Annotated in this window: 18 protein-coding genes; 6 read left to right on the top strand and 12 right to left on the bottom strand. The window is 67.2% G+C overall.

What is annotated here, in order from left to right; genetic code table 11:
* Positions 1-5: 5 nt before the first annotated feature.
* On the bottom strand, positions 6-1,412 hold the full coding sequence (gene murC / locus LL236_RS09970) for a UDP-N-acetylmuramate--L-alanine ligase (protein WP_228178593.1): 1,407 nt from the start codon (positions 1,410-1,412) through the stop codon (positions 6-8).
* Between the two features lie 104 nt (positions 1,413-1,516).
* Here murC and LL236_RS09965 point away from each other — a divergent pair, with 104 nt between their 5' ends.
* The 4 genes from LL236_RS09965 to LL236_RS09950 are packed head-to-tail and all read left to right on the top strand — an operon-like array spanning position 1,517 to position 4,343.
* Positions 1,517-1,885, top strand: coding sequence for a PadR family transcriptional regulator (locus tag LL236_RS09965; protein WP_228178592.1), 369 nt, complete (start codon positions 1,517-1,519; stop codon positions 1,883-1,885).
* Positions 1,882-3,216, top strand: coding sequence for a hypothetical protein (locus tag LL236_RS09960; protein WP_228178591.1), 1,335 nt, complete (start codon positions 1,882-1,884; stop codon positions 3,214-3,216). The genes LL236_RS09965 and LL236_RS09960 overlap by 4 nt, the downstream gene beginning before the upstream one ends.
* A 51-nt stretch (positions 3,217-3,267) precedes the next feature.
* On the top strand, positions 3,268-3,969 hold the full coding sequence (locus LL236_RS09955; protein ID WP_228178590.1) for a hypothetical protein: 702 nt from the start codon (positions 3,268-3,270) through the stop codon (positions 3,967-3,969).
* Positions 3,966-4,343, top strand: coding sequence for a GntR family transcriptional regulator (locus tag LL236_RS09950; RefSeq protein ID WP_228178589.1), 378 nt, complete (start codon positions 3,966-3,968; stop codon positions 4,341-4,343). The genes LL236_RS09955 and LL236_RS09950 overlap by 4 nt, the downstream gene beginning before the upstream one ends.
* A gap of 24 nt (positions 4,344-4,367) precedes the next feature.
* Here the strand turns inward: LL236_RS09950 and LL236_RS09945 are convergent, their stop codons facing one another.
* From LL236_RS09945 to LL236_RS09900, 10 genes are all read right to left on the bottom strand, one after another.
* Positions 4,368-5,438: a UDP-N-acetylglucosamine--N-acetylmuramyl-(pentapeptide) pyrophosphoryl-undecaprenol N-acetylglucosamine transferase gene (locus LL236_RS09945; protein WP_228178588.1), complete on the bottom strand. Its 1,071-nt coding sequence runs from the start codon at positions 5,436-5,438 to the stop codon at positions 4,368-4,370.
* A 45-nt stretch (positions 5,439-5,483) separates the two neighbouring features.
* Positions 5,484-6,716, bottom strand: a complete 1,233-nt coding sequence (ftsW, locus tag LL236_RS09940; protein WP_228178587.1) for a putative lipid II flippase FtsW — start codon at positions 6,714-6,716, stop codon at positions 5,484-5,486.
* Positions 6,673-8,223 (bottom strand): UDP-N-acetylmuramoyl-L-alanine--D-glutamate ligase, encoded by a 1,551-nt coding sequence (gene murD, locus LL236_RS09935; RefSeq protein ID WP_228178586.1) that lies wholly within the window; start codon positions 8,221-8,223, stop codon positions 6,673-6,675. The genes ftsW and murD overlap by 44 nt, the downstream gene beginning before the upstream one ends.
* Positions 8,220-9,329 carry a phospho-N-acetylmuramoyl-pentapeptide-transferase gene (mraY, locus tag LL236_RS09930; RefSeq protein WP_228178585.1) on the bottom strand — a complete coding sequence of 370 codons (1,110 nt, stop codon included), beginning with the start codon at positions 9,327-9,329 and terminating at the stop codon, positions 8,220-8,222. The genes murD and mraY overlap by 4 nt, the downstream gene beginning before the upstream one ends.
* Positions 9,326-10,738 (bottom strand): UDP-N-acetylmuramoyl-tripeptide--D-alanyl-D-alanine ligase, encoded by a 1,413-nt coding sequence (locus tag LL236_RS09925; RefSeq protein WP_228178584.1) that lies wholly within the window; start codon positions 10,736-10,738, stop codon positions 9,326-9,328. Before LL236_RS09925 ends, mraY begins: the two co-directional genes overlap by 4 nt.
* Positions 10,739-10,761: 23 nt before the next feature.
* A complete protein-coding gene (locus tag LL236_RS09920; RefSeq protein WP_228178583.1) occupies positions 10,762-12,498 on the bottom strand; it encodes a peptidoglycan D,D-transpeptidase FtsI family protein in 1,737 nt (578 codons plus the stop codon).
* 44 nt (positions 12,499-12,542) lie between these two features.
* Positions 12,543-13,130: a hypothetical protein gene (locus LL236_RS09915; RefSeq protein WP_228178582.1), complete on the bottom strand. Its 588-nt coding sequence runs from the start codon at positions 13,128-13,130 to the stop codon at positions 12,543-12,545.
* Positions 13,127-14,080: a 16S rRNA (cytosine(1402)-N(4))-methyltransferase RsmH gene (gene rsmH / locus LL236_RS09910; protein WP_228178679.1), complete on the bottom strand. Its 954-nt coding sequence runs from the start codon at positions 14,078-14,080 to the stop codon at positions 13,127-13,129. The genes LL236_RS09915 and rsmH overlap by 4 nt, the downstream gene beginning before the upstream one ends.
* A 99-nt stretch (positions 14,081-14,179) precedes the next feature.
* Positions 14,180-14,611 (bottom strand): division/cell wall cluster transcriptional repressor MraZ, encoded by a 432-nt coding sequence (mraZ, locus tag LL236_RS09905; RefSeq protein ID WP_228178581.1) that lies wholly within the window; start codon positions 14,609-14,611, stop codon positions 14,180-14,182.
* 283 nt (positions 14,612-14,894) lie between these two features.
* Positions 14,895-15,260 carry a DUF3040 domain-containing protein gene (locus LL236_RS09900; RefSeq protein WP_228178580.1) on the bottom strand — a complete coding sequence of 122 codons (366 nt, stop codon included), beginning with the start codon at positions 15,258-15,260 and terminating at the stop codon, positions 14,895-14,897.
* A gap of 66 nt (positions 15,261-15,326) precedes the next feature.
* Between LL236_RS09900 and LL236_RS09895 the strand changes: the two genes are divergently transcribed.
* Positions 15,327-16,421 (top strand): polyprenyl synthetase family protein, encoded by a 1,095-nt coding sequence (locus LL236_RS09895; protein ID WP_228178579.1) that lies wholly within the window; start codon positions 15,327-15,329, stop codon positions 16,419-16,421.
* Between the two features lie 40 nt (positions 16,422-16,461).
* Here LL236_RS09895 and LL236_RS09890 read toward each other — a convergent pair whose 3' ends face one another.
* Positions 16,462-16,818 carry an Rv2175c family DNA-binding protein gene (locus LL236_RS09890; protein ID WP_228178578.1) on the bottom strand — a complete coding sequence of 119 codons (357 nt, stop codon included), beginning with the start codon at positions 16,816-16,818 and terminating at the stop codon, positions 16,462-16,464.
* A 116-nt stretch (positions 16,819-16,934) separates the two neighbouring features.
* Here LL236_RS09890 and pknB point away from each other — a divergent pair, with 116 nt between their 5' ends.
* A complete protein-coding gene (gene pknB / locus LL236_RS09885; protein ID WP_228178577.1) occupies positions 16,935-18,902 on the top strand; it encodes a Stk1 family PASTA domain-containing Ser/Thr kinase in 1,968 nt (655 codons plus the stop codon).
* The last annotated feature ends 5 nt before the right edge of the window (positions 18,903-18,907 follow it).

Below are 18,907 nucleotides of genomic sequence, written 5' to 3'. Positions count from 1 at the left end.
CACCGCTACTCCGCCGGTGCGCCCTGCTGGCCGAGCGCGGCGAGCACGTCGGGAATGATGAGGTAGACGTTTCCACAGCCGAGAGTGATGATGTAGTCCCCGTCCCGCGCGATCGATGCCGTGTAGGCAGCTGCGGCCGCCCAGTCCGGCTCGAAGTGGACGCGTTCGGCATCCGTGAACCTGCTCGATACGAGTTCGCCGGTGACCCCCGGGATCGGGTCCTCGCGCGCGCCGTACACATCGAGCACGACGGTGTGGTCAGCGTGACTCTCGAGCACCTCGGCGAATTCCGCGGCCATGTGTTGCGTCCGGGAGTAGGTGTGCGGCTGGTGCAGCGCGATGATGCGTCCATCGCCGACGACGGTGCGGGCCGCGGCCAGGGCTGCGGCGACCTCCGTCGGATGATGTGCGTAGTCGTCGTAGACGCTGACGCCGCGCACGATCCCGTGGAGTTCGAAGCGACGCACCGTTCCGGCGAACGCCTCGACGGCCTTCACGGCATCGGAAAAGGCATGCCCCAGGGTCAGGAGCACAGCCACGGCCCCGGCCGCGTTGACCGCGTTGTGCTCTCCGGGAATCGCCAGCGCGGCCGAGACCGTTTGCCCCGCGTGGGTGAGCTCGAACGACACAGGTCCGTCGGTGCGGATGCCGTGCACGCGCACATCGGCATCTTCCGCCTTTCCGAAGGTCATGACGCGCGGGTGGGTGAGGTGAGGAAGGATCCGACGCGCGCCCTCGTCGTCCGACGACAGGACGACGGCCTCGCGCGCCTCGTTCGCAAAGCTCGCGAACGCGGCATCGAAGGCTTCCCGGCTGCCCCAGTGGTCCAGGTGGTCGGGGTCGATGTTCGTGATCAGCGCGACAGCCGTGTCGTAGAGAAGGAACGTGCCGTCGGACTCGTCTGCTTCGATGACGAACAGATCGTCAGCACCGGTGCCGCTGGAGACACCGAGATCGGCAATGACTCCCCCGTTGACGAAACTCGGGTCGGCACCGAGCGCACGCAGCGCCGTGACGATCATCCCCGTCGAGGTCGTCTTGCCGTGCGCTCCCGCAACCGAGACCAGCGGGCGGCGGCCGATCAGCCAGTAGAGCGCTTGAGAGCGATGGATGACGGGCAGTCCCCGTTCCTTCGCCGTGACGAACTCAGGGTTCTCGGGCCAGATCGCCCCGGTGTGGATGACAGTGTCGGCATCCTGCAAATGCGCGGCGTCGTGCCCGACGTGGACACGCGCTCCTCGGGCAGCGAGGGCCTGGAGTGCCGCACTGTCGGCGCGGTCGGATCCCGAGACGCGGATGCCGCGATCCAGGAACATGCCCGCCAGGCCCGACATCCCCGAGCCGCCGATACCGATGAAGTGCGCTGCCTCGATGGTCTCGGGGATCGGGAGGCTGAGGTCGGGTCTGATCATGACCCGACAATCCTAGGTCGGCGTCGCTGAGGAACTCCTTCGGCACGCGGCCTATCGCAGGCTCACCGTATCGATATTCCATGATCGGGAATATGCTCGGGGTCATGGCTACCGCGCGACCTGACACGACCTTCTGGATTCTGACGGCGCTCGCGAACGGACCGCAGCACGGCTACGGCATCCTCCGGAGCGTGTTCGAGGCATCCGGCGGCGCGGCGTCCCTCAAGACCGCGACCCTCTATGCGACGCTCGATCGCCTGACCGCGAGCGGCGCTGTCGAGGAGTCGGGCGAACAGATCGTGGATGGGCGCGCGCGCCGCTACTTTCGCCTGACATCCCAGGGCGTTGCGCAGCTCGAGAGCGAAACCGCCGAGCTCGAGCAGCGGGTCGCCGCCGCCCGCCGGGCGCTGGGCACCGCAGCGGGCGGCGGTGCGAGACCGCGCCCCGCTCATCCGCGGAGCGCGCTGGCATGAGTCTCGACCGAGACCGCTTCGAGCGCCTCGTCCGCTGGTACCCGCGCTGGTGGCGCGACGCGAATGCCGCGGTATTCGTGGGCACAGCTATGGATGCCGCCGAAGCGGGCGGGCTGAGCGCGCCATCGCGCGGTGAACGAATGGCAGCAGCGCTGGCGCGCCTGGGCACCCGCCTCGACGCCACCACCGCGCGCGTGGCCGGCGTTGCTGCGCTGGCCGTGTCAGCTCTCGTTGCGGCAGCTGGCCAGCTCGGGCTCACCTACGCTGCCCCCTGGCTGTTCACGACGATTCTCGTGACTCAGGTCGGGCTGGTCCCGGCTCTGTGGTGGACGGTAGCCCTCGCCAGTGCCCGGCATCGTCTTCATCTCGATCCGATCCGCACGCTGGTCGCGCTCGGCATTTCCATGATCGCGACAACGGGCGCCGCGCTCGCCTTCACGTCCTGGAGCGTCGGGTTCGATGAGGCGGACGCCGGCGACCCTCGCTCCCTCTTCTCGGCCCTGTTCCCCGCCTTCATCGCACTCGGATCGACAGCAGCCGCATGTGCAGTGGTCGTGGCGGTCAGCGACCGGCTCGCGCGTCGCCGCGGGATGCGGGTCCTGATCGTCGGGACGAGCATCATCGGCGCCGCGCTGTCGCTTCCCCTCGCGGCCATCATGCTCATGTCACCGATCACGACATTCCTCGTCTCTGCCGCGGCGGTCGTGATCGTCGCCCTCGTCTGGCCCGGGCACCGGGAGCGCAGCAGTGCGACAGCCTCTGCTGTCGACTCGCATGCGGGCCGGGTCGGACGGCGACGCGCTGCGCGTGCGCTTGCCGTTGCCGCCATCATTACGTCGCTGCTGTCGATCACCTTCGCGGTGACAGGGTCTCTGTACACGAGCCTCGACGGCACCGAAGCGATGCTCGTCGGCATGCGCGCGTCAGCCGGATGCGGCATCCTGGTGATCCTCGCGCTCGCCCTCCGCGCGCCGCGGCGGACCGCGACGCAGCAAAGAGCAGTGTGGGGGGCCACAACCCTGGGTGCGCTCACGCTTGTGCTCGTCGTGACCGGATGGGGAACCATACTCCCGTCTGGCAACCCTCGCCCGATAGGCGCCGTCGTCTGGCTTCTTCCGGCTGCCGCGATCGTCTGGCTCGTGTGGGCCGCCTCGTGGCGAAACCGATCCCTCGCCCTGGCGGTCAGCCTCATCGTCGCGGTGGCGTTGCCGATCATGGGGCAGATCCTTGCGGCTGTTCTCGGCATCCTGACGCCGATCGTCGCGATCGTGTTGGTATGCCTGCGGGTGAGCGCACCGGTGCCGCAGCACATGCAGGTCGAGCTGGCTTGAACCTCATGGAACTGTATCGACACATTGCGACAATATTGATACAAAAGAGACATGTCTTTCGAGTTCGGCATGGTCTGGTTCACCGCCGTGATCTTGTGCGCGCTCGCCCTGGTGCCGATCATCTACCTGATCAGAAGCCGACGGCACGACCTGAGCGCGCAACAAGCCGCGCGATACGAGCGAGTCGTGAAGCTACCGTTCGGAACCGGCGAGAACTACCTGCGTCAGCCCTGGCGGCGTGTTCTGGCCCCCATAGCCCTCGGAACTGCGTCTGTGGGCGTGGCCGCTGTCCTCGCGTGGCGTTTGGTGCAGCCCAGCCGCATCGCGACCGAAACCGTGCTGTGGTGCGCCGGGCTTCTTGTCTTCGCGATCATCGTTTTCGTCGTGATGCGCGTGATGGAGCGGATCGTGCTATCCCAGCCGCAGGTCGCCAGCGATGACCTCCAGCTGGCGTGGGACGACCTGTTCCGCGCGGACGCGCTGTGGTCACTGCGCAGCGCCGCAACAATGGCCGCAGCACTACCGCTGGGAATCGCTGCGGGAACGCTCACCCTGACCCCGATTGCCGCCACACGCCCGGAGTTGTCGACGCTGATGAGCCCATGGACTCCGGTGTTGATCGCCGCAGCGCAGGTGACGTACTCGCTGCGGCTCGGGAAGATGGCCGCGTCACGATATCCGGCCGCGTTGCGCCCGCAAAGTCGGCGATTCGCGAGCACGTCGGTCGAGCTTGCCCGGGGAGAAGGCGCATGATCGTCATCGACCCCGCCTCGCCCACACCTCCGTTCGAGCAGCTGCGCGCGCAGTACGTTGCGGCGATAGCGAGCGGTGAGCTGCCGCCAGGCTCTCGGCTTCCCACGGTGCGCCGACTCGCCGGGGATCTGGGACTTGCGCCGGGCACGGTGGCTCGGGCCTACCGGGAGCTCGAGACCACGGGCCTCATTGAAACGCGCGGCCGTTACGGCACGTTCGTGTCCGTCGACGAGAACGCCGCGCTCGGCCAGATTCAGCGAGCTGCCGCAGCCTTCGCCGAGCAGGTCCGTGGCCTGCGCGTCGACACCGATCAGGCCATCGCGGCCGTGATCGCAGCGCTGAAGACCACCGAAACCGACGAACTCCCCTCCTGAGGTGGCAACCGTGCGCGCCGACGGTTAGGCGAGGGCCTCGTCGATCATCGCGATGAGATTCTCGGTGCCGGTGCGGATGCCGATCTCCGCGGCCTTCTCGGCCATACCCGCCCGCTCGTCGGCATCCGTCAGCAGGGGCAGGATGCGGTCCCGGACCGTCCCCGGGGTGAAATCCGCATCGGGAATCAGGATCGCAGCACCATGCGCCACTGCGGAGGCAGCGTTCAGCGCCTGCTCCCCGTTGCCCACGGCATAGGGCACGTAGACGGCGGGGATTCCGAGCGCGCTGATCTCGCTCACCGTGGCAGCCCCCGACCTCGAGACGATGAAGTCGCACGCCGCGAAAGCAAGGTCCATGCGGTCGACGTAGCGACGGAGGGCGTATCCCGGCTCCCCCGGGTCCTCGAGATCGGAGCGATCACCGGTGACGTGGAGCAGCTGCCACCCGGCATCCAGCACGTCGCGCCACGAGCCTGCGATCGCGGTGTTCAGCCGCAGCGCTCCCAGCGACCCGCCGAAGACCAACAGGGTCGGCGCTTCCGGACTCAGGTCGAAGTGAGCAGCAGCCTCGGCGCGACGCGCCGCACGATCAAGGTCCTCGATCTCGCGGCGCAGGGGCATCCCGACCAACCGGGCCCGGGGAAGCGGCGTGCCCTCGAAAGCGACACCGACACCAGCGGCTCGGCGGGCACCGAGGCGGTTGGCAAGTCCCGGCCGGGCGTTGGCCTCGTGGACGACGAACGGGATGCCGGCGCGCCGGGCTGCAACGTACGCGGGGGCCGACGCGTAGCCACCGAACCCGACGACGACATCCACCTCGTGTGTCGCAATGTGTGCCCGCACCTGGGCCACCGCGCGGCGGAACCGGCTCGGAAACGCTGCGGCAGCACGATCGGGTCGCCGTGGAAACGGCACCTTGTCGACGACAAGAAGCTCGTAGCCCCGCTGCGGTACCAGCCGCGACTCCAGCCCCTCCGCGGTCCCGAGGACGCGCACATCGGCACCCGTGCCCCGAGCGCGCAGCCCATCAGCAACGGCCAACAGGGGGTTCACATGCCCGGCGGTCCCGCCGCCGGCCAGCAAGTAGGTCGTCACCGTCCGACCCTATCTCGCCCCGCCGAATAGCTGCGGGCGGCGACCTCAGCGGCGAGCGGCCGACCGGGGCGCCGGCCTCGCGGTCACCGGAATCGTCCGGGCGAACGCCAGCAGAACCCCGGTCGCAACGAGCACCGACACCAGCGACGTGCCACCCTGAGACATGAACGGTAAGGGGACACCGAGCGGCGGGAACAGCCGCAGCACGACGCCGATGTTGATGAGCGCCTGACCGACGATCCATACGGTGATCGCGCCGGCAACGATCCGCACGAAGGTGTCGTCGGTCTTGCGGATGATGTGGAAAGCGCCGATCGCGTAGATCGCGAACAGCCCGAGCACGACGATCGCGCCGATGAGGCCGAGCTCTTCACCGACGATGGCGAAGATGTAGTCGCTGGATGCCGCGGGCAGCCACTCGTACTTCTCTTTCGAGTTCCCAAGTCCGAGGCCGAAAATGCCGCCGCCGGCCAGTCCCCAGATACCGTGCAGCGGCTGGTAGCAGGTGCTGAGGTAATCGGCGGTGCAGTCGGTGTTGAAGACGCTGAGGATGCGCTCCATGCGGTTCGGGCTCGTGACCGCCAGCGCCGCGACTGCCACGATCGCCAGCAACAGCGGGATGACGAACACCCGCAGCTTCACACCGGAGAAGAAAAGGGCGCCGAGGGCGAGCAGGAACAGCACCATCGCCGTTCCGAGATCGTGCCCGGCCAGAACCGTCGCGATCACGGCGGCGGCCACCGGCACCACCGGGATGAAGACGTGCCGCCAGTCGCCGAGCAGCGTGCGCTTTCGGTACAGGATGAAACCGAGCCAGAGGGCCAGCGCGAGTTTCAGAAACTCCGAGGGCTGAGCCTGAATGCCAGCGATGAGGATCCAGTTTCGGTTTCCGCCATCCTCGACGCCGAGGGGCGTGAACACGAGGAGCTGGAAGGCGGTGGTGACGATCAGCGCGGGCCACGCGATCCGCTTCCAGAAGCTCACTGGCAGTCGGCTCGCGATGAACATGAGCGGCAGGCCGATCGCGGCGAACACTGCCTGCTTGATGACCGCATCGTACGGAGCCTGACCCGCCGCGGTCGCCGTTGCGCTGGTGGCCGAGAGAACCATCACGAGACCGAAGATCGTCAGCAGGACTGCCGTGGATGAGATGAGCAGAAACTCACCGGCAACCGGGCGGAACAGCGATCCGAGAGAGACGCGGGCAGCAAGCCCGCGCTTGGGCGTCGGCTCGTCAGGCTCCTGCGGGAGCGGACGGATCGGCGTCGGTGTCGCCATGTTCGCCCCTTCCCACTCGCTGCCTGACCGCCGCAGCGAACTTCTCACCGCGATCCGCGTAGGAGGCGAACTGGTCGAAGGATGCCGCGGCCGGTGCGAGGAGGACGACATCCCCCTCGGCCACGAGTCCGATCGCCAGGTCTACGACCTGCGCCATGACGTCCCCAGTCTCATCGGCAATGACCTCGTGCAGCGGAACGTCGGGCGCGTGTCGCTCGAACGCCGCCCGAACGGCATCGCGCTGGTCACCGATCACGATCGCTGCCTTTGCCAGACGCCCCCGCGTCGAGACGAGCGTGGTGATGTCGACGCCCTTGAGCAGTCCCCCCACGATCCAGATCGATCCGGGGTAGGCGGCAAGCGAGGATGCCGCAGCGTGCGGGTTGGTCGCCTTCGAGTCATCCACCCACGTGACACCGGCGACTGTCGCAACGATCTCCATCCGGTGGGGGTCCAGCCGGAACTCGCGCAGTGCAGTGGCTATGGCCTCGGGCGGTACGTCGAGCGAACGGGCCAGCGCACTGGCAGCAAGGATGTTGGCAACGACGTGTGGGGCCGCGAGGCCGAGCTCTCGAAGCTCGTCGATCGTCGTGAGTTCGAGAGCGCTGGTGCGCCGCTCGACAAGGAACGCGCGGTCCACGACGATGCCGTCGACCACGCCGAGGTCGCTCGGACCGGGAACGCCGAGGTCGAACCCGATCGCTCGCGCTCCCTCGATGACATCGGCTTCTTCGACCATCTCGCGCGTCGCGAGGTCGGCCTTGTTGTAGACGCAGGCGACGCGGGTGTGGTTGTACACCTGCGCCTTCGCGTCGCGATACGCCTCGAAGGATCCATGCCATTCGAGGTGGTCGTCGGCGAGGTTCAGACAGACCGCAGCGTGCGGCGAAACCGGTTCCGGCGAGGACTGCAGGCTGAGGTACCAGAGCTGGTGGCTGGACAGTTCCACGACGAGGACGTCGAAGCCCGACGGATCACGGACGGCATCCAGGATCGGCGTGCCGATGTTTCCGCACGGGACTGCCCGGAGACCCCCTGCCACCATCATCGTGGCGGCAAGGCCCGTGGTTGTCGTCTTTCCGTTGGTGCCGGTGATCAGCACCCAGTCGGCGGGAGCGCCGCCGGGGCGGACTACCTTGTCGCGCACGCGCCACGCGAGCTCGATGTCTCCCCACAGCGGGATGCCGCTTTCGAGCGTCCAGCGCACGAGCGGGTGCGTCGGGCTGAAGCCGGGCGAGGCGATCACGACCTCGGGAGCGAAGTCCACGAGCTCGGCGGGCGGCGTGCTGAGCGACCCCATCGATGACCGCACCCCGATGACGGGTAGCAGGCGCTCATAGGCCGGGTCGGCGGATTCGGCGAGAACGAGAACCTCCGCGCCGAGTTCTGCCAGCGTGTCGGCCACCGAGAAGCCGGTCACCGAGAGGCCGAAGACGGCAACCCGCAGGCCGCGCCAGTCGGCGTGCCAGCTGGTCAGTCCATCCAGCCGGGAGGATTCACCGGTCATGTGCGCGCGAGCCATTCAACGTAGAAGAAGCCGACGCCGGTGACTGCCAGTCCCGCGGCGATGATCCACATCCTGATGACGATGTTGGTCTCCGACCACCCGCGCATCTCGAGATGGTGGTGGAAGGGGCTCATGAGGAACAGACGTTTGCCGCGGGTGAGCTTGAAATAGATCCGCTGCAGGATGACCGAACCCGATCCGATGATGAACGCCCCGGCGGTGAGGACCGTGAGGATCTCGGTGTGAGAGAGGATCGAGACCGCGGCGATCACGCCACCGATCGCCATCGACCCGACATCCCCCATGAACACCTGAGCCTTCGGCGCATTCCACCATAGGAACCCGACCAGAGAGGCAGCGAAGGTCGCCGCGATGATCGTCAGGTCGAGCGGGTCCCTCGTCTGGTAGCAGGCCTGCTGGTAGGCGGCCACGAGGTCTGCGCCGTCGCAGCGCTGCTGGAACTGCCAGAACGTCGTCAGGCTCATCGCCCCGATCGTGAACACACCCACACCGGTGGCCAGGCCGTCGAGGCCGTCGGTGACGTTCGTGCTGTTGGACCAGGCGACGCCGATGAAACTGATCCAGGCGATGTAGAGCAGGATGCCGATCGCAACCGGCAACGCCAGGAAGTTCAGCACCGAGATGTCGCGGAAGACCGAAACGTAGGCCGTCGCGGGGGTCTGGCCCTGGGCATCCGGGAACTGAAGTGCGACGAGCGCCCACGGCACGATGACGATCACCTGACCGACGATCTTGCGCCAACCCGACAGACCGAGGCTTCGCTGGCTGCGCAGCTTCATGTAGTCGTCGATGAAGCCGACGAGCGCGAAGCCCACCATCATCCAGAGCACGAGGAAACCCGAGATCGTGGGCGGGTTGCCGCCGGCGTAGGTTCCGATCAGGTACGCGATCGTCGTCCCCCCGACGAAGATGACGCCACCCATCGTGGGTGTACCGCGCTTGAGTTCGTGCTGAGGGTTGTTTCCCGCGTCGGGGGTACGGATGACCTGGCCCCATCCCCACCGGCGGAACAAGCGCAGGAAGACGGGTGTGAGAAAGAGCGAGAACGACAGGGCGATCGCCGACGCCATCAGGAGGGATCTCACGAGAAGGATTCTCCCAGACGGTCGCCGAGGTGCCGGAGGCCCGCGGAGTTGGACGATTTCACGAGCACCCGATCACCCTCACGCAGCTCGGACATCAGGTAGTCGTACGCTTCGTCAGCTGTCTCGAAGAAGACTGCCTCGCCATCCCACGACCCCTCGCTGATCGCCGAGAGGTAAAGCCGGCGCGCAGCAGAGCCGATGACGACGATCCGTTGGATGCGCAGCCGCACCGCGAGAAGACCGACGCGGTCATGCTCCTCCCCCGCGTACTCGCCGAGTTCGCTCATCGCGCCGAGAACGGCGACAGTGCGCTGATCGGGCGCAGTGATCTGCGCGAGAGTGCGAAGCGCTGCGGCCATGGAGTCCGGACTCGCGTTGTAAGCATCGTTGATGATGCGCACGCGCTCCGAGCCCATCGGCTGCATCCGCCACCGCTCTGCCAACTCCATCGCCTGGAGCCGCTCGATGCAGGCTTCGGGACGGATGCCGAGACTTGTCGCCGCAGCAATCGCGGCCAGCGCATTCATGACGTGGTGCTCGCCGAGCACGCGCAGAACGACCGGAAACTCGTCGCCGTCGATGACGGCACGGAATCGCGTTCCCTCGGGCGTGACCTCCACGTCCTCGGCCCGCACATCCGCTGCCGAGCCTCGCCCGAACCAACGGACTGTCGCGCCGCGTTCGGTGGCGATACCGGCCATCGCTGCCACGCGCGGGTCATCCGCGTTCAGCACTGCCACGCCCCCGGGCCGGACGGCGTGGATCAGCTGCGACTTCTCGACGAAGGTCGACTCGATGCCGCCGAACCCGCCGGCGTGCGCCATCCCGACCATGAGGACGACCCCGATGTCGGGGTGGACGAGACCGGCAAGACGCGCGATCTCTCCCGGTGCACTGGCGCCGAACTCGCTGACGAGATAGCGGGTTCGTTCGGTGATCCGGAGCATCGTCAGCGGCGCACCGACTTCGTTGTTGAAGGATGCCTGCGGCGCTACGGTCTCATCCTCGGCCTCGAGGATGCGCGCCATCATGTTCTTCGTCGTCGTCTTGCCGTTCGAGCCGGTGATCCCGACGATCCGAAGGGCACCGCGTGCCCGCACCTCGCCCACAACGAAGCGGGCGAGGTCTGCCAGGGCATGCACAGCCCCCGGCACCACGATCTGGGTGATGGCGGCATCCAGCGGTCGCTCGACGATGGCGAGCACCGCACCCCGCTCGATCGCGGCGGCAACGAAGTCGTGGCCGTCAGCGTGCTCGCCCGGTTTGGCGACGAAGATGTCGCCGGGGCCGATCAGTCGAGAGTCGGTGTCGACGGTGCCCGAAACCACCGTGTCAGCGGAGTCGGCGCCGCGGAGGACGAGGGTTCCGCCGAGGACATCGGCGATTCGGGACAGAGTCAGACTGATCATGCGCAGGAGGCGTGCCGTCGAGATCAGCCGAATGTCGGGAGATCGGGTGAGGCGGAGTTCGAAGGCATGATTCGGTAGGTCTTGAGCACCTGGGTCATCGCCTCGCGGAACGCCGGAGCGTTGGCACTAGACGACTTTATCGTGGTCGGCTCATCGAGTGTCACCACGACGACGTACTGGGGATCGTCGGCGGGGGCGAAGCCCGCGATCGTCGTGAAGTACGAACCGACCTTGTACGTCCCCGCGCCCGGATCGACCTTCTCAGCGGTTCCGGTCTTGAGCGCGATCCGGTATCCGGCGATGCCGACCTTCTCAGAGACCGACCCCTTCGTGGCGACGTTCTCGAGCATGTCGGTCACCTGGCGGGCGGCCTCGGGACTGATCACCTGCGTGGGCTCGCCGTTCTCGGGGGTGGTCACGGTGCCATCAGCAGCAGTGCACGACTCCACCAGCCGAAGCGGCAGCTTCAGGCCGCCGTTTGCGATCGCCTGGTAGGCGTTCGCCAGCTCCGGAACCGTGGTCGTCAAACCCTGGCCGTAGGAGGTGTTGTACTTCGTCTGGTTGTCCCACTGGCCGGGGTCGCGAACGAGGCCGTTCGCTTCTCCAAGGAAGTCGACGTCAGTGCCCTGCCCGATCCCGAATCTCGTGAGGTAGTCGTAGCGAGCCTGGTCGCTCATCATCCCGGCGAACGTGGAGATACCGACGTTCGACGAGTTCACGAGCACACCGTTGAGCGTGTAGTCGTAGTCCGGGTGGGGAAGATCGTCACGAACGCTCGCACCGTTGTCGAAGGTCTGGCGGAAGGGCACGCGGACCACCGAGAAGGGGTTCGCGGTACCTGAGTCGACGAGCATCGCTGCCGAGAGCGCCTTGAACGTCGAGCCCGGCTCGAAGGTGTTGCGGAAGATCCGGCTTGCGCGATCGGACTCGTCAACGACTGTCGGAGCGTTGGGGTCGACGGTCGGGTACTCGGCTGCCGCACGGATCGCACCGGTCTTGACCTCGACGACGAAGATCGAGCCGTTCAGCGCCCCGGTGTTCTGCGTCTGCTCGGCGATCAGTTGCTGCAGATACCACTGCAGGTCACGGTTGATCGTCAGTTGCAGCGTCCCCCCGTCGATGGCGGGTATCTCGGTCATCGTCCCGGGGATGATGACGCCGTCACCGCCGCGCTGATACCGAATCTCGCCGTCGGTCGAGGCGAGGCATCCGTTCTGGGAGGACTCCAGCCCAGCGAGCGCCGTGCCATCGGACCCCACAAAGCCGACGAGGTTACCGCCGACCGCGCCGTCGGGGTACGTGCGCGCCGGGTGCGGGAACATCGCGAGGTACGGGATCTTCATATCCGCGAGTTCCCGGTACTGCGCCGTCGTGAGGCCCCGCGTGAGCATCGCGTATCGACTGTCGGGGTTCTCCGCGAGGGCGGCAGCGACGATCGCCTGAATCTCTTCGGCGCTCTGACCCGTGACGGCGCCGATCTCAGCTGAGATCGTCTCCCACGGAACCTTGACGTCCTCGCCGTCGATCTCACGGTCGATCGGGCCGACGAGTTTCGGATCGAGCTGCGCGTCGTAGAGCACGATGCTGCCGGCAAGGGTCGCGCCGTTCTCGTCGACGATCGCACCGCGGGTTCCGTATGTCTCCTGCGAGCTCGACAGCCCCAGTTCCAGGGACTGCTCGATGTGCTCCTTGGCATTGACGACCTGGATGTCGACAAGACGGATGACGAAAGCACCGATGACTGCCAGAACAACGAACATGGCGACGACGGTGCGGCGCCGTGGGCTTCGTGTGCTGCGTCCGGTCATCGTGTCGTGGGGGTCGGCAGGCCGTCGGTGAGCGCGGGCGGGATAACCGATTGACCGGTCTCGTCCGTGACCTCGACGGGAGTTCCTTCGATGGTCGCGGCGGGGTCGGTGACCAGTGGCGTCTGGGTGATGAGGGCGTTTGCCACTGCTCCCCTTCCGACGGCGTCGATCGATGACTGCCACCCTGCGGCCTGCGAGGCTCCCACCAGCGCTCCGTCCGAGAGACGGAGGAAGGTAGGCGCTTCGCTGATGACCATACCGAGGGCCGACGCGTTTGCCGCGAGGTACTGCGGCGAGCTGAGACCTGCAACCTCGTCGTAGAGGATCTGCCGGTCCCAGGTGAGCTGTCGCTGCTGCGAGGTGAGGGCCGAGATCGCGTACGTGTCTTGCGTCGTGAGGATCGACACCACCATCTGGGCCGCGACGATCGCCGCGGCTCCGAGGACCGCGACGATCCCGTAGGCGAGGCGGGGACGGCGCCGCGCTGCGGTCTGCTCCACCGGACGCAGCCGCGGGGCTTGTGTCTCGACCGGGCGAGCACTCGGGGCGAACTCATCAAGGGCTGCCAGCAGATCCGCGCTCATGCGGCATCCTTCACTCGTTCGGCCGCGCGCAGCCGCACGGGCGTGGCACGGGGATTGCGTAGCTTCTCGTCGTCGGAGGCCATTTCGGCGCCCTTGACGATGAGACGGAACTGCGGGGCGTGCTCGGGGAGTTCCACGGGTAGGCCCGCGGGGGCTGTCGAGCGGACCGCCTGGGCGAGGACGCGCTTGACGAGGCGGTCCTCGAGGGACTGATAAGACATGACGACGAGGCGGCCACCGACTGTCAACGCGTCAAGCGCGGCGGGAAGTGCCGTCTCGAGGGCCGCAAGCTCCGCATTCACCTCGATGCGCAGGGCTTGAAACACCCGCTTGGCGGGATGACCGGCGTTCTTGAGGGCAGCGGGAGTCGCGGCCTGCAGGATGTCGACGAGCTGAGCAGACCGCTCGATGGGCTGTTCGGTTCGCGCCTGGATGATGGCTCGGGCGTACCGTCCGGCGAGCTTCTCTTCGCCGTATCGCTCGAAGATCCGGCGCAGGTCTCCCTCGCCGTACGTCGCGAGGACGGTCGCGGCTGTCACTCCCCCGGACTGGTCCATCCGCATGTCCAGCGGCGCATCCTGGGCGTAGGCGAAACCGCGGTCCGCGACATCCAGCTGCAGCGACGAGACACCGAGATCGAACAGGATGCCGTCCACGCGCGTGAATCCGGAGCGTTCGATCGCCCCGGCGATGCCGTCGTAGACGGTGTGCACCGGGATCAGGCGGTCACCGAACCGGGCGAGACGCTCGGAGGCGACGCGCAGGGCGTCGGTGTCGCGGTCGAGCCCGATCACCGTCAGCGCGGGAAACCGCTCCAGCAGCGCCTCGGTGTGCCCGCCCATTCCGAGCGTCGCATCCACCACGACGGGGTTCTCGCCGCCGAGCGCGGGAGTCAGCAACTCGATGCAGCGCTCGAGGAGGACGGGGGTATGGATGTCGCGCAGGTCCATGATGTCGGGCCGGACCACTGGGCTCTGATCCCCACCCGCTGAAGACCTGGCGCCGGGGAAGTGCGTCAGGGCCCCGCAGATGGGCATCACAACCGAGGGTCAGAACAGGCCAGGGATCACCTCCTGCTCCATCTCTGAGTAGGTGGCTTCGTTTCCTTCGAGGTAGTCGTTCCAGGCCCGCGCATCCCAGATCTCGGCGTGAGCGCCCACACCCGTGACGACGAGCTCGCGCTCGAGCCCGGCGTAGGCGCGCAGTGGCGGCGGGATGGTGATGCGGTTCTGGCTGTCGGGAGTCTCAGCGCTGGCGCCCGAGAGGAACATGCGCAGAAAGTCACGTGCCTGCTTGTTGGTCAGCGGCGCCTCGCGGATGCGGTCGTGGACTCGCTCGAACTCCTCAGCCGAGAAGACGTAGAGGCATCGCTCCTGCCCGCGCGTAACGACGATGCCGGCGCCGAGATCGTCACGGAACTTGGACGGCAAGATGACGCGTCCTTTGTCGTCCAGCTTCGGAGTGTGAGTCCCCAGCAGCATCCCGCGTCACCCCCCTTCGTCCGGCCCCTCCAGGTTGCTCGCCACTTTACTCCACTTCCCTCCACTTTGTCACCACATTCACGTCATAGTGCTCCCCCGGCGCGTCCAGGCGCGCCAAAGGAAGCGAAAGCTGACACCGGAAGGCGCTGTCGACCGGATGCCGAACCCGGCGGTTAACGACGAAACGCCGACCCGGAGGTCGGCGTTCGGTGGCCCGTCAGAGGGCGGTGGAGCGGTGTGGAGTCAAGCGGTGGAGCGCAGTGGAGGGCTCAGCCTCGATCGGTCAACGACCTTCCTGGCGGCGGTCCCAGCGCTCGTTCATACGGTCCATGAAGCTAGCGTTCGTGCGGGCCGTCGCTTGACGCTGATCAGCGCGCGGGGGTTCTGCGCTTGTGCGCTTGGCTGGCGTAACGGCGACGATCACTCCGGCGATCATCGCGAGGAACCCGAGAACACCCACGATGATCAGCTGCATTGCAACACCGACGATGAGGGCACCGATGCCCGCGAGCACGAGGATCGTGCCGTACACGACATTGCGATACGAGAGACCACCACCGCTGGACGCCGAAACGACATCGGCGTCATTGCGCATGAGATGGCGCTCCATCTCGTCGAGCAGACGCTGCTCCTGTTCGGAGAGTGGCATGAGATCCCCCTCGGGCTGGATCGGTGGCACGATTCTACGCGCGCCGTCGATTACTAGGCTAGGCCCGTGTCAGTAGGTAGTGATCCGGTCGCGGCAGTTTCTCAGCGAGTCGAGGACTTCTTGGCAGCACGGGAGGCCGAGGTCGAGCTCTTCGGCGATGAGGCGATCCTCCTCCACGGCGCCGCCGCCGAGTCCGTTCGCGGCGGAAAGCGGCTGCGCGCCCGCTTCTGCTTTGCCGGGTGGCGCGCTGTTCGCGAGCACTCCAGCGAAGCTGTAGCGCCGACCGAGGACGTGCTCGCGGTAGCGGCTGCACTGGAGGTCTTCCACGCCGCCGCCCTCGTGCACGACGACATCGTCGACAACTCCGACACGCGGCGCGGCCGTCCCTCCGCTCATCGCGCCCTCGAAGCCGCCCACCGCGCCCGCGGCTGGGTCGGCGACCCCGCACGCTTCGGCCGTTCGGGGGCCCTCCTCCTCGGCGATCTTCTGGTCGCGTGGAGCGATGATCTCCTCGAAGAGGGCCTCGCCGTGGCCACTCCGGCGCACGCCGCTGCCGGTCGCCGGGAGTTCGCGCTGATGCGCAGCGAGGTGACGATCGGGCAGTTCCTCGATGTCGCCGAGGAATCGGCCTATGTGACAGAGGCTGACGACCGCCACGCTGAGCGCGCGCTGCGGATCGCATCCCTGAAGTCAGCGAGATACAGCATCCAGCAGCCGCTCGTCATCGGCGCGGCGATCGCGGGAGCGGACGCCGCACAGCAGGGGGCTCTGGTCGCGTTCGGGCACCCGGTCGGTATGGCCTTCCAGTTGCGCGATGACGTGCTGGGTGTCTTCGGGGACGCCGAAGCGACCGGCAAGCCGTCGGGCGACGATCTGCGCGAAGGCAAGCGCACGGTTCTCGTCGCGTACGCGCGGGAGGCGCTCCCCACGGGATCGCGCCGGCTGTTCGACGAGATGCTCGGCGATCCATCTCTCGAACCCGACCAGATCGCGGCGATGCAGCAGACGATCCGTGACACCGGCGCGCTGGAGCGGGTCGAAGACCTCATTCTCGACTACACCCGTACCGCCGAGCGGGCGCTGTCGGGCGCGCCGCTCGGCAACCGATCCGTGAGCGAACTGCGGGAGCTTGCTCGCGCAGCCACCGTGCGCACAACCTGAGCGCGCCGCCCGCCTGACTCCCGGGCGAGCATCTACTTCCTTAGGCGAGCGTCTGGGCCACCCGCCGGACCTCGCTCTTACGTCCCGCTCGGAGCGCCTCGATGGGCGCCACGCCGATCGTGTCATCGGGCGCGAGCATCCAGTCGATCGCTTCGTCGTCGGTGAACCCGGCGTCGTGAAGCACAATGATCGTGCCCCGCAACGACGGCAACGGGTGACCGTCCACGATGAAGACGGCGGGCACCGCGAAGGCGCCGTGGCGCTTGGAGCCGATCAGCTGTGACTCGTCCAGAAGTCGACGCACGCGGCCCAGCGGTTCGCCGAGAACCTCGACGAGTTCGGGCATCGTGAGCCAAGCGGTTTCGGTTGCAGGAGATGGGTTGGTCACGACAGCCATGATCTCACCACGGGCAGCGTCGCGACCGCGCTGCGACCAATCGACGCGCGATACTGCTCATCCGCTTCTGTGAGCCGCTCCCAGGCGGGGCCGCTCCTGCTCCGTAGACTCGGTGCGTGAGCACCAGCGCGCAAACCGATCCGTTGATCGGCCGTCTCGTCGACGGCCGATACCGGGTGCGCGCCCGGATCGCTCGGGGCGGCATGGCCACCGTCTACGTTGCGACGGACCTGCGCCTTGAGCGCCGTGTAGCGCTGAAGGTCATGCACGGTCACTTGAGCGATGACACGGTCTTCCAGAGCCGGTTCATCCAGGAAGCCCGTGCGGCAGCACGGCTCGCAGACCCCCACGTTGTGAACGTCTTCGATCAGGGCAGCGACGGCGAGATCGCGTATCTCGTGATGGAGTACCTCCCCGGCATCACGCTGCGCGAACTACTTCGCGAAGAGAAGCGACTGACAGTGCCGCAGACGATCTCGATCATGGATGCCGTCCTCTCGGGCCTTGCCGCGGCGCACCGGGCCGGCATCATCCATCGCGACGTCAAGCCTGAGAACGTCCTGCTGGCAGAGGACGGCCGCATCAAGATCGGGGACTTCGGCCTCGCGCGGGCAACGAGCGCGAACACGGCGACCGGCGCACAGCTGATGGGGACGATCGCCTACCTTGCCCCCGAGTTGGTCACCCGGGGCACCGCGGATGCCCGCAGCGACATCTACAGCCTCGGGATCATGCTCTACGAAATGCTGACCGGTGAGCAGCCCTATCGCGGTGAACAGCCGATGCAGATTGCGTTCCAGCACGCGACCGACTCGGTCCCCCGCCCGAGCGTCAAGAACCCGGGGGTTCCCGAGCAGCTTGATGAGCTCGTGCTGTGGTCGACCGAGAAGAAGCCCGACGATCGACCAGCCGACGCGATGGAAATGTTGCAGCGGATTCGGGAGATCGAGCGAAACCTCGGCATCTCACCGCAGGTCGTCACGGCGGCGACCTCCGGGATGATCGACCGCGAGGATCCGAGCGAGCTGACCAAGGTTCTTCCCGCCACCACCGGCGCGACTGCCGTGCATTCCGAGGTCGACAACGCGGCACGTCTGCGGCGCTCGGCGAACCGCCAGGGCGCGCGCACCGCCTGGATCGTCACCGTCGTGATCCTCCTGGCGGCCCTCGCCGCCGGGGCCGGGTGGTGGTTCGGGTCCGGCCCCGGTTCGCAGGTCTCCGTCCCCGCCGTCGCGGGACTGGACTACGAGGGCGCAGCTGCGGCCGTCGAGGCCCAGAACCTCGTTCCGGAGCAGGCGGGTGAGAACAGCCTCGAGGTCGAACAGGGTGTTGTCATCCGTACCGATCCCCCGGCGGGCGACCGCGTCGACAAGGAGTCGACGGTTCGGATCTTCGTGTCGCTGGGCCCGGCTCAGCACGACATCCCCTCGGTGGCAGGGCAGTCAGCGGCCGATGCGCGCGCGACACTCACCGGTTATCAGCTCATCGTCACGGAACCCGACGCCGAGCTCTTCTCCGATGCCCCAGCCGGCACCGTCGTCGCGGTCTCTCTCACGCCGCGCCTGCAGAGCGATCCGGTGAACTGCACGGACGGGTGCACGGCGTTCGAGGGCGATACCGTCACGCTGACTGTCTCGCTCGGTCCCGTGCCCGACGTCCGGGGTATGTCGGTGGAAGCCGCTACCCAAACGCTCGAATCCGCGGGTCTGAGTGTGTCGGGCGAGAACATAGCGCAGTACGACAACGACGTCGCCGCCGGTGAGGTCATCGGCATCGCCGAGCGCGAGGATGGCGGACAATGGCGCCCGGGTGACACGGTGACCCTTGTCGTGTCCAAGGGTGTTCAGCCGGTAGAGGTGCCCGCGGTCATCGGTCTGTCGGTGCGCGACGCGGTCACCGTGCTCGAGGATGCCGGGTTCCAGGCCGAGACGGCGCTGCCGGAGGGCAGCCTCTGGGACGTGTTCCGCGTCAATGAGATCGACCCGAAGGCGGGAACCTTCCACGTGCCCGGCACCGTCATCACCATCACCGATATCGGGATCGGTGGCGGTAACGGCGGGGGCAATGGCGGCGGGAACGACTGACCCGC

The organism is Microbacterium schleiferi (assembly GCF_020781975.1).
Taxonomy (GTDB): domain Bacteria; phylum Actinomycetota; class Actinomycetes; order Actinomycetales; family Microbacteriaceae; genus Microbacterium.
The sequence above is the reverse complement of the archived record's forward strand: the minus strand, read 5'-3'. Positions and strand labels throughout refer to the sequence as shown.

Excerpts from the sequence above, each read along its gene's own strand:
- murC (WP_228178593.1), bottom strand. The coding sequence starts at position 1,412 with ATGATCAGACCCGACCTCAGCCTCCCGATCCCCGAGACCATCGAGGCA.
- LL236_RS09965 (WP_228178592.1), top strand. The coding sequence starts at position 1,517 with ATGGCTACCGCGCGACCTGACACGACCTTCTGGATTCTGACGGCGCTC.
- LL236_RS09960 (WP_228178591.1), top strand. The coding sequence starts at position 1,882 with ATGAGTCTCGACCGAGACCGCTTCGAGCGCCTCGTCCGCTGGTACCCG.
- LL236_RS09955 (WP_228178590.1), top strand. The coding sequence starts at position 3,268 with ATGTCTTTCGAGTTCGGCATGGTCTGGTTCACCGCCGTGATCTTGTGC.
- LL236_RS09950 (WP_228178589.1), top strand. The coding sequence starts at position 3,966 with ATGATCGTCATCGACCCCGCCTCGCCCACACCTCCGTTCGAGCAGCTG.
- ftsW (WP_228178587.1), bottom strand. The coding sequence starts at position 6,716 with ATGGCGACACCGACGCCGATCCGTCCGCTCCCGCAGGAGCCTGACGAG.
- murD (WP_228178586.1), bottom strand. The coding sequence starts at position 8,223 with ATGACCGGTGAATCCTCCCGGCTGGATGGACTGACCAGCTGGCACGCC.
- LL236_RS09925 (WP_228178584.1), bottom strand. The coding sequence starts at position 10,738 with ATGATCAGTCTGACTCTGTCCCGAATCGCCGATGTCCTCGGCGGAACC.
- LL236_RS09920 (WP_228178583.1), bottom strand. The coding sequence starts at position 12,498 with ATGTTCGTTGTTCTGGCAGTCATCGGTGCTTTCGTCATCCGTCTTGTC.
- LL236_RS09915 (WP_228178582.1), bottom strand. The coding sequence starts at position 13,130 with ATGAGCGCGGATCTGCTGGCAGCCCTTGATGAGTTCGCCCCGAGTGCT.
- rsmH (WP_228178679.1), bottom strand. The coding sequence starts at position 14,080 with ATGGACCTGCGCGACATCCATACCCCCGTCCTCCTCGAGCGCTGCATC.
- mraZ (WP_228178581.1), bottom strand. The coding sequence starts at position 14,611 with ATGCTGCTGGGGACTCACACTCCGAAGCTGGACGACAAAGGACGCGTC.
- LL236_RS09900 (WP_228178580.1), bottom strand. The coding sequence starts at position 15,260 with ATGCCACTCTCCGAACAGGAGCAGCGTCTGCTCGACGAGATGGAGCGC.
- LL236_RS09890 (WP_228178578.1), bottom strand. The coding sequence starts at position 16,818 with ATGGCTGTCGTGACCAACCCATCTCCTGCAACCGAAACCGCTTGGCTC.